This is a genomic window from Brevundimonas sediminis (genome assembly GCF_048799765.1).
GTDB lineage: Bacteria > Pseudomonadota > Alphaproteobacteria > Caulobacterales > Caulobacteraceae > Brevundimonas.
Genome location: NZ_JBLYQK010000057.1, coordinates 1 through 8,795, shown reverse-complemented (window position 1 = coordinate 8,795; position 8,795 = coordinate 1). Strand labels below are relative to the sequence as shown.

The window sequence follows — 8,795 nt, the reverse complement described above, 5'->3', positions numbered from 1 at the left end:
GGTCCGTCACCAAAGGCCCGCTTGTCATCCCGGCCGAAGCGAAGCGGAGAGCCGGATGATAAGGGGGGCGGCGTACGCCCAATGCCGACGATCGACCCTCACCCTTGAGCGCGAGGACGACGCTGCGCGTCGTGCGCTCCAGCCCTCTCCCAACGGGAGAAGGAGGAGTTCACGCCACCTCATCCTTGGGCAGGACCTCGCCGACGGTCGGACGCGTACGATCGTGGATCAGCTGGATGTCGCGTGGCTTGACGATCTCGTTGCAGTGACCGCAGGCGATGCGCGGGTTCAGATCGTGGCCGCAGTCCTTGTGCACCATCTTCAGCCCGGCGTTCTCTTCGCCATACACATGCTTGGCACCCCAGGCGTGCAGGGTCACCAGGACGCCGTACAGGTCCTTGCCCTTGGCGGTCAGGACGTATTCGTTGCGCGGCGGGCGCTCGGAATAGAGGCGGGGCTCCAGCACCCCGTGCTGGACGAGGGTTTTCAGCCGGGCGGCGAGCACATTGCGCGCGACGCCGAGGCGCTCCTGCCACTGTTCGAAACGGCTGACGCCGTTGAAGGCGTCGCGGATGACCAGCATCGTCCACGGATCACCGATCACCTCGAGGGTGGCGGCCACGGTGCAGCTCTGGCGAGAATAATCGGCTGTGCGTCCCATACGGACGAAAGTGACGCCGCGTCAGCCGTTTTGCAAGAGGGTTGCCAATCTGAACTTACTGAGTCAGTCTTGTTTCGATACGGACCTGTCCGGATGTTTTCCGGCGCGGCGCCGATCCCTCGACTTCGGGCGGAGGACGCAGGTCTTCCGCCCGCTTCTTTCCGCCGATAGACCGACCCCATGACACACCAGACCCTCGACGAAGCCCTGACCCTGAGCCCGGACGGACAGGGCGGGCTGGTCGCCCCCATGACGGGGTCCTTTTCGAACGCCCCGGCCATGGCCCCGCCGGAACGGGGCTCGCCCTTCGGCGGTCTGATGGCGGCGTTGGCCGCGAAGGCGGCGCGTGAAAGCCTCGGCATCACCACGCCGCTGCGGACAGTCGCGACCCAGTTCCTGGTCGGGGCGCGGTTCGAGCCGATGACCCTCAACAGCGAGTTGCTGCGCGGCGGCCGCTCGGCCTCCTATGTCTCCATCCGCGCCGGTCAGCCCGAGCGGCTGGCCATGACCGGTCTGGTCACCTTCGGCGCGCCGGGGGACGGGCCGGAACTGCGGGCCGCCTCGATCACCCCGCCGCCGCTGGCGGATCAGCCGCCGACGCCGCTGGATCCGCAGTTCGGTCCGCACTTCACCCGCCATGTCGAGCATCGCTTCGTCGGCGGCATCCAGCTGTTCGGTCGCAACGAGACCGACCGGATGGGGGTGTGGATGCGCACTGTCGACGGCAGGCCGCTGGATGAGGCGCGGCTGGCTTTCCTGCTGGACGCCACCTTCCCGGTCTACTGGACCATGCTGCCCGCCCCGCCGGCGATCTCGGCCACGGCGGACCTGCGCTACGACTTCTTCGGCCCGGTGCCCGAGGACGCCGCCCCGGACGGCTGGACCTATTTCGAGTTCGTCTCGCGCGACAGCCACGGCGGCTGGACGGTCGAGGACGCCACGGCCTGGGCCCAGGACGGGCGGCCGCTGGCGGTGGGGCGTCAGCTGAGGAAGGTGCTGGCGTCGCGGGCGCCGAAGGCGTGACCGGAAACGACGAAAGCCGGCCGCGCTTGCGCACGACCGGCCTCCGTCATCCCTTGACGCACACCACCTGACGCAGGGTGTGCACGACCTCGATCAGCTCGGACTGGGCTGCGATCACGGCGTCGATGTCCTTGTAGGCCATCGGCGTTTCGTCGATCACGTCCGCGTCCTTGCGGCACTCGACGCCCTGGGTGGCGCGGACGTGGTCCTCCACCGTGAAGCGTCGCCTGGCCTCGGTCCGGCTCATGGCCCGACCGGCGCCGTGCGAGCAGGTGCAGAAGCTGTCCGCATTGCCCTTGCCGCGCACGATGAAGGACTTCGCCCCCATCGAGCCGGGGATGATGCCCAGCTCATCCAGCTTGGCCGACACCGCGCCCTTCCGGGTCAGGAACACGTCCTTGCCGAAGTGGCGCTCCTTCGAGACGTAGTTGTGGTGGCAGTTCACCGCCTCCTGCGTCGTCTCCAGATCCGGCCAGAACGCGCGCAGCACGTTCAGGACGCTGTCCATCATCACCTCGCGGTTGGCCCGGGCGTACTTCTGGGCCCAGGACACCGCGCGGACGTAGTCGATGAAGCCCTCCGACCCTTCCGGGAAGTAGGCCAGATCCTGATCCGGCAGGTTCAGGAACCAGCGGCGCGCTTCATACTTGGCCCGCTCGATGAAGTAGGACCCGAAGCGGTTGCCCACGCCCCGCGAGCCGGAGTGCAGCATCACCCACACGTCGCCCGCCTCATCGAGGCAGAGCTCGATGAAGTGGTTGCCCGTGCCCAGGGTGCCCAGATGGCCGAAGCCACGCGGGTGGGCCGCCTTGGGGTGCTTCTCCACCACGGCGTCGTAGCCGGCCTTGAGGTCGGCCCAGCGGGTCACCGCCGAGGCCGGGGGCTCGTCGGCCCAGGCGCCCTTGTCGTTGCGCCCGCCGTTGTCGGTGCGGCCGTGCGGAACGGCCGCCTCGATGGCGGAACGGATGCCCGACAGGTCGTCCGGCAGATGCTCGGCGCGGATCGAGGTCCGCACCGCCATCATGCCGCAGCCGATGTCCACGCCCACGGCGGCCGGGATGATGGCCCCCACGGTCGGGATCACGGACCCCACGGTCGCGCCCATCCCCCAGTGCACGTCCGGCATGACCGCCACGTGCTTGTGGATGAAGGGCAGCGAGGCCACGTTCTTCAGCTGCTTGAGCGCGGCGTCCTCGATCGGCACGCCACGGGTCCACGCCTTGATGGGCGCGCCCGGGCTGTCGATCACGTCATAGTCGCGCATGGGTCTCTCCTTTCTTTCGTCTGATCCTTCCGGACCGGCGGGAGAGAGCTGTCTTGCGGATACAAGAAACCCCTCCGGCCGGTGGCGGGAGGGGTTGCTTGAAAACCGAAGCCGTTACAGCCCTGTCGTTCCCTTACACTCCCTCCGCGCACGCGCCATTGCCCTCGACCGTCTGGCGGTCGAGCTGCATGGGCAGCCGGGAGGTGGCGTAGGAGAAGGCGAACATGGGTCGTCTCGTTTTCGGGAGGGCGCTGATATCCGAAGCTCCGGCGGAAGGCCAGCCCCGATTTTCGATCAGTGCTGGAAGCCGCGCAGCTGGATCAGGGGGATGACGATGTCTTCCTCGTCTTCCAGATGGCGCAGCAGGGGCGCGGCGCCGGCGTCGATGACGTCGCCCAGCCGGGCGGCCCTGTCGGCGGCGTCCGGGGCGTTGGCCGAGATCGCCTGATGGAAGGCCATGCCGGACTGGAACAGGGTCTCCAGCGTGTGGTGGATGGCGTCGTGGTCACGGTCCAGCAGGTCGATGCCGTGAGCGATCTTCGGCTCGATCTTCCGCATGGCCGGGAAATACTGGCCGCTCTCGATGCGGTGGTGGCCGTCGAGGTGCTGGAGGAAGGACTGGAGCGCCGGGATCAGCTGGCGGTGCAGGGCGCGGATGTCGCCGCCGGCGCGCCATTGGCCGACCAGCCCGTCCATATGGGCCTGATGGCCCCGGAAGGAGCCGTGCATCTGAAGCCAGAAGGCGGCGGTCTGGTCGAGGCCGGGCTCGGCCCAGCGATCCCGGGGGTAATCCTCGCGCAGGTACAGCATCTCGACCGGCAGGCCATGCCGGACGGCGAGCGCCAGCGCGTCCGGCGACGGATCAGACAACCGCGGTGGTCGCGGTGATGAAGCCGCCGCCGATCAGGCGTTCGTCGTCGGCCGGATCGTAGAGGGCGCAGGCCTGGCCGGGGGCCACGCCTTCCTCGCCGCTGTCGAAGACGACCGAGACGACGCCGTCCTGCATCGCCAGACGGGCCGGGGAGGGGGCGCGGGTCGAGCGGACGCGGGCCAGCACCGGCGCGCCTTCGGCGGCGGCCGCCTCGATGGTCGGCTGGTCGCCCAGCCAGTTGGTCTCGTCCAGCGTCAGGGACGCGGTCAGCAGGGCCTCGCGCGGGCCGACGATGACATGGCGCTTCACCGGATCGAGTTTGGTCACGAACAGGGGCTCGCCCACGGCGACGTTCAGACCCCGGCGCTGGCCGATGGTGTAGTCGGTGATGCCCGCGTGCTGGCCCAGCGTGCGGCCGTCCATGTGCACGATCTCGCCGGCCTCGCGGCCTTCGGGGCGCAGCTTGTCGATCAGCGAGCGGTAGTCGCCCTCCGGCACGAAGCAGATGTCCTGGCTGTCCGGCTTGGCGGCGATGCGCAGGCCCAGCTCGAGGGCCACGCCGCGCACCTGGGGCTTCTCCAGATCGGCCAGGGGGAAGCGCAGGTAGTCCAGCTGCTCGGGCGTGGTGGCGAACAGGAAGTAGGACTGGTCGCGCGAGTGGTCGATCGCCTTGCGCATCTGGGCCCGGCCATCGGCGCCGACGGCGCGGCGAACGTAGTGGCCGGTGGCCATGGCCTCGGCGCCCAGGTCGCGGGCCACGTCCAGCAGGTCGCGGAACTTCACCGTCTGATTGCAGCGGATGCAGGGGACCGGGGTCTGGCCCTTCAGATAGCTGTCGGCGAACTGGTCGATGACCGCGTCGCGAAAACGGCTTTCGTAGTCGAGGACATAGTGCGGGATGCCGATCGTCTCGGCCGCGAGGCGGGCGTCGTGGATGTCCTGACCGGCGCAGCAGGCGCCCTTCTTCTTCAGCGCGGCGCCGTGGTCGTAAAGCTGGAGCGTGACGCCGACGACGTCATAGCCCGCCTTGTGCAGAAGGCCCGCCACCACGGTGGAGTCCACCCCGCCGGACATGGCCGCGACCACGCGGCTGCCGACCGGCAGGCCGACCGCCCGGCGCGCGCTCTCGATCGCCGCGTCCATGTCCTGTTGCGAGGCCATGGGGGCGATATCGGGAACGGGGCAGATGTCCTCGGCGAAAGTCATGGCGGCCATTTAGTGCGCAAGCCGTACAATTTCGAGGCCCGGCGAAACATCGGGCGGAAACGACAACGGCCGCCCCGTTTCCGGAGCGGCCGCTGCAGGCGTTACGCGGGGAGAAAAAATCAGCCGCGATAGTGCTGGATACGCGTGGTCCGCAGACCCTGCATGCCCCATTTGTCGATCGCCTTCTGCCAGGCGATGAACTCCTCGGCCGTCAGCCGGTAACGCGCCAGGGCGTCCTCCAGGCTGATCAGACCCCCGCGGACGGCAGCGACAACCTCGGCCTTGCGACGGATCACCCAACGATCCGTATTGGCCGGCGGCAGGTCACGCAGCGTCAGCGGCGTGCCGGTCGGTCCGACCACATATTGTTCGCCTCGATTATTAAGGCGTCGCTCTTGCAACATGGGCTTATGCCTCATTCACCACCACCATTGAGCGTGCAAGGTAGCGCTTGGCCGCTAAGGGGCGTTTAAGCGTCGTGGTGAAGGAAAGGATAAAATCCCTTCCGTCCACACCCCCAATATTCAACGAAGTCTTCATTGAGACTAACCGTCAGTTACCTCGATATCAGCGTTTGATATTGATCAGCTCGGCGAGCATTTCGTCCGCGGTGGTGATGATCTTGGACGAAGCCGAGTAGGCGCGCTGGGTGGTGATCAGCCCGGTGAACTCCGCCGACAGGTCGACGGTCGAGGACTCCAGCTGCTGCGAGGCCAGGGTGCCGGCGCCGCCGGTGCCCGCCGCCTTCAGGTTGAAGGTGCCGGACTCCAGGCTCACCGAGAAGGCGTTGCCGCTGACTTCCTTGAGGCTGTCCGGGCTGGGGAAGGTGGCGACGGCGACCTGGGCGATCCGGCGCATGACGCCGTTGTCGAAGATGGCGGTGACGAAGCCGCCTTCATCGATGGTGATCTCGCTCAGATTGCCGAAGGCGGTGCCGTTGGTGATCGTCGACTGGACGACCGAGGCGGTGTTCAACTGGCTGAGGCCGCCGGCCGAGGTGTTCAGGTCCAGGGTCACCGTCTGGGCGGCGATGCCCAGGCCGTCGGCCCATTTGACCTTGCCGTTGTCCAGCGGATCGGCCGGATCGATCGTGTTGGACGGGTCGGACTCCAGGAAGCTCAGCGAGGCCTGGGTCGGATCGTCGAACAGACCCATGCCCGAGGGCCAGCTCTGCATGGTCTCGACGTCGAGGCGGCCCGACGGGGTGAAGGCGATCAGGCCCGTCTTGATCTGGCCGTTGGAGTAGGGGGCGCCGGTGACGACGTCCTCGGCGGGCACGGCGACGATTTCAGCGTACCACTGGTTCGGCTCGGCGCTCTTCAGGAAGCGGATTTCCAGGTTGCGCTGGCCGCCCTTCGAGTCCGACACCGGGATGTTCATCTTGAAGTCGGGCTTCACGCCGACGGGGTTGTCGTCGTCGGCGTTGTACATGGCCATCGAGTTGACGGTCGGGTCGTATTTGGTCCGGGCGATGCCGTCGTTGGCCATGCCGATGTCGGCGAAGTCGATGTCGAACGCGGTGCCGGCGACCGGCGGGGTGCCGCTGGTCGGGGTGATGGTGACGGTGGTGGCCGTAGCCGTGGCCGAACCGTTGGCGCCGGCGGTCGGGGTGAAGCCGGTCAGCACGCCGGCGGCGTCGTAGGTGGCGGTGCCGGTGATGCTGGTGATGCCGGTCTTCAGCGTCACTTCATAGGTGTTGGGCGCGGTCCGCTTGTACGAGACCGTCATGTTGTGGCCGACCGGCGGCGTCGCGGCGTCCTGGACGTTGTTGTAGGTGTTGGCGGCGGCCGGCGACGACACGTCCTGCGTCGAACGCAGGTTGGCGTTGATCTGGACGCGGGTGGTCGGTTCGGCCGTGCCGCCGACCGAACCGATGTTGATCGAGCGCAGGCGCGACAGGTCCGACGGGTCGGTGGCGATCTCGCCGTTCGAGTCCACCGGCCAGCCCTGCAGGTACAGACCGGCGCTGTTCTTCAGATAGCCCATGTTGTCGACGCGGAAGGCGCCGGCGCGGGTGAACAGGCGGGTGTCGGTGGCGCCGACGTTCTCGGCCTGGGTGGTGGTGACGAAGAAGCCCTGGCCGTTGATCGACAGGTCGGTCGACTCGGTCGTCCGCTGCAGCTGGCCTTCCTGGCTGATGTAGGACCGGGCATTGGCCATCACGCCGCCCGCGGAATAGCTGCCGCCGGCGCGGGTCTGGCTGTTCACCAGCGTCTGGAATTCGGCGTTGGTGCGCTTGTAGCCGACGGTGTTGACGTTGGCGATGTTCTGCGAAATGGCCGCCAGGGCGGTGGAGTTGGCGGCGAGGCCGGACACGCCGGCCAGCATGGCGCTGTTCAGGCTCATGGATTACGCTCCTTGGAGAGAAATGTTCGGGAAGGCGGCGGAGCGCGTCATGCGGCCGCCTCCTCGGTCGGGACGGGCGGATTCTCCGCATCGTCGTTGTCGGCTTGTTCGCGGATCTCGTTCAGCGAGATGACCGTCGAAAGCGGGAGGATGGAGTCGCCGATCACCAGATACGGCGCGCCGTCGTACATCTCGACGCCGGTCACCCGGCCCCGGATCAGGGTCTGGCTGTCGATCTTGCCGCCATTGGCGTTGGTGGCGCTGACCCGCAGGGTATAGACGCCGCCGTCCTCGGCGGTGTCGCCTCCGGTCATCTGACCGTTCCAGGTGAAGTCGTGCAGGCCGATGCCGGTCTCCGGCGCCGAGCCTTCCCAGACGACCGTGCCCGAGCCGTTCAGCACCTGCAGCTTCACCTCGGAGGCGGTCGCGCCCAGCTCGTAGGTCCAGGTCGCCTTGCCGTCTTCGAGCGAGGTCGCGGACCAGGCGGCGGTCACTTCCTTGCCGATGTAGTTGGAGGCGTTGTCCAGGCCGCCGGCCGACTGGGCCGCCAGCAGGCTGGTCAGCAGGTCGTTGGTGAGCAGCTGCTGCTCGACGCCGGCCATCTGGGTCAGCTGGGCGGTGAACTCATTGGAGTCCAGCGGCGACAGGGGGTCCTGGTTGCGCAGCTGGGTGGTCAGCAGGGTCAGGAAGGTCTCGAAATTCGAGGCCAGGGTCGCCGAGCCGGTCGCGGTGCGCGAGGCGGCGTTCGAGGTGGTGACGGCATCAACCATCGGTCAGACCTTCATATCCACGCCGGCGGGCGTGAGGGACAGCGACTGCCAGCGGGGGGGCTGGGCGGCCACGTCGGCTTCGGTGTTCAGGCGGGCGGCGGCCGCGAAGGCCCGGGACTGGCCCTGACGGCTGTCCTGACCGCGATCAAAGGCGCTGGAGCCGCTGTCCCGCTGGGTGAACTCGAACGAGTCCTCCGTCAGCTGGAAGCCCTGCTGCTCCAGCTGGCGACGCAGGTCATCGACCCGGCCCTTGAGATCGGTGGCGGCGGCGGGATTGTCGAAGGCCAGCCGGGCGGCCAGTCGTCCCTCGGCGTCAATGTCCAGCTTGACGTCGATCCGACCGAGTTCGTCGGGCGTCAGGGACATCTCGAAGCGGGTCGAGCGACCGTCCAGCTTCTTCAGGATCTGGGCGGCGATCTGGGCGGTCGCCTCGATGGCCGCCCGCGACTGGGTCGGGGACAGGGCCTCGCGCGCGGCGTGGGCGGTCTGGGCCGACGGGGCGGCCTCGGGCGCCGTTGCATCAATCGGGGCATCGGCCGCGGCGTCAGGCGCGGCGTCGGCGATCTCGAGCGCCGGGGCGTCCGCCGTCGCCTTGGGCGACCTCGACGCCCGCCGATTTCGCCTTCTTCGAGCCCCTGCGCGTGCGCTGGTCCG

General features: G+C 68.1%; 9 protein-coding genes. 1 reads left to right on the top strand and 8 read right to left on the bottom strand.

Translation table 11 applies throughout. The annotated features are described in order from the left end of the window. Window positions 1–169: 169 nt before the first annotated feature. Window positions 170–661: a winged helix-turn-helix transcriptional regulator gene (locus ACLQ7T_RS15965; protein WP_420470691.1), complete on the bottom strand. Its 492-nt coding sequence runs from the start codon at window positions 659–661 to the stop codon at window positions 170–172. A gap of 180 nt (window positions 662–841) precedes the next feature. Here ACLQ7T_RS15965 and ACLQ7T_RS15960 point away from each other — a divergent pair, with 180 nt between their 5' ends. Then, the gene (locus ACLQ7T_RS15960; protein ID WP_420480273.1) at window positions 842–1,684 is read left to right on the top strand and encodes an acyl-CoA thioesterase; all 843 of its coding nucleotides are present in this window, start codon (window positions 842–844) and stop codon (window positions 1,682–1,684) included. A gap of 46 nt (window positions 1,685–1,730) precedes the next feature. On the opposite strand, the gene ACLQ7T_RS15955 is transcribed toward ACLQ7T_RS15960, so the two are convergent. From ACLQ7T_RS15955 to ACLQ7T_RS15925, 7 genes are all read right to left on the bottom strand, one after another. Next, a complete protein-coding gene (locus ACLQ7T_RS15955; protein ID WP_420480272.1) occupies window positions 1,731–2,948 on the bottom strand; it encodes an RtcB family protein in 1,218 nt (405 codons plus the stop codon). A 294-nt stretch (window positions 2,949–3,242) separates the two neighbouring features. After that, the gene (locus ACLQ7T_RS15950; protein ID WP_420480271.1) at window positions 3,243–3,818 is read right to left on the bottom strand and encodes a hemerythrin domain-containing protein; all 576 of its coding nucleotides are present in this window, start codon (window positions 3,816–3,818) and stop codon (window positions 3,243–3,245) included. Then, the gene (mnmA, locus tag ACLQ7T_RS15945; RefSeq protein ID WP_420480270.1) at window positions 3,811–5,034 is read right to left on the bottom strand and encodes a tRNA 2-thiouridine(34) synthase MnmA; all 1,224 of its coding nucleotides are present in this window, start codon (window positions 5,032–5,034) and stop codon (window positions 3,811–3,813) included. Before mnmA ends, ACLQ7T_RS15950 begins: the two co-directional genes overlap by 8 nt. 110 nt (window positions 5,035–5,144) lie before the next feature. Then, entirely contained in the window at window positions 5,145–5,429 is a 285-nt protein-coding gene (sciP, locus tag ACLQ7T_RS15940; protein WP_291840167.1) for a CtrA inhibitor SciP, read from the bottom strand. Window positions 5,430–5,592: 163 nt separating this feature from the next. After that, window positions 5,593–7,371, bottom strand: coding sequence for a flagellar hook protein FlgE (flgE, locus tag ACLQ7T_RS15935; RefSeq protein WP_420480269.1), 1,779 nt, complete (start codon window positions 7,369–7,371; stop codon window positions 5,593–5,595). 47 nt (window positions 7,372–7,418) lie between these two features. Then, window positions 7,419–8,141 (bottom strand): flagellar hook assembly protein FlgD, encoded by a 723-nt coding sequence (locus tag ACLQ7T_RS15930; protein ID WP_420480268.1) that lies wholly within the window; start codon window positions 8,139–8,141, stop codon window positions 7,419–7,421. Window positions 8,142–8,144: 3 nt separating this feature from the next. Beyond that, a partial coding sequence (locus ACLQ7T_RS15925) for a flagellar hook-length control protein FliK (RefSeq protein WP_420480267.1) occupies window positions 8,145–8,795 on the bottom strand: 651 nt, incomplete at its 5' end.

Coding starts and splice junctions, on each gene's coding strand:
- ACLQ7T_RS15965 (WP_420470691.1), bottom strand. CDS start 661: ATGGGACGCACAGCCGATTATTCTCGCCAGAGCTGCACCGTGGCCGCC.
- ACLQ7T_RS15960 (WP_420480273.1), top strand. CDS start 842: ATGACACACCAGACCCTCGACGAAGCCCTGACCCTGAGCCCGGACGGA.
- ACLQ7T_RS15955 (WP_420480272.1), bottom strand. CDS start 2,948: ATGCGCGACTATGACGTGATCGACAGCCCGGGCGCGCCCATCAAGGCG.
- mnmA (WP_420480270.1), bottom strand. CDS start 5,034: ATGGCCGCCATGACTTTCGCCGAGGACATCTGCCCCGTTCCCGATATC.
- sciP (WP_291840167.1), bottom strand. CDS start 5,429: ATGTTGCAAGAGCGACGCCTTAATAATCGAGGCGAACAATATGTGGTC.
- flgE (WP_420480269.1), bottom strand. CDS start 7,371: ATGAGCCTGAACAGCGCCATGCTGGCCGGCGTGTCCGGCCTCGCCGCC.
- ACLQ7T_RS15930 (WP_420480268.1), bottom strand. CDS start 8,141: ATGGTTGATGCCGTCACCACCTCGAACGCCGCCTCGCGCACCGCGACC.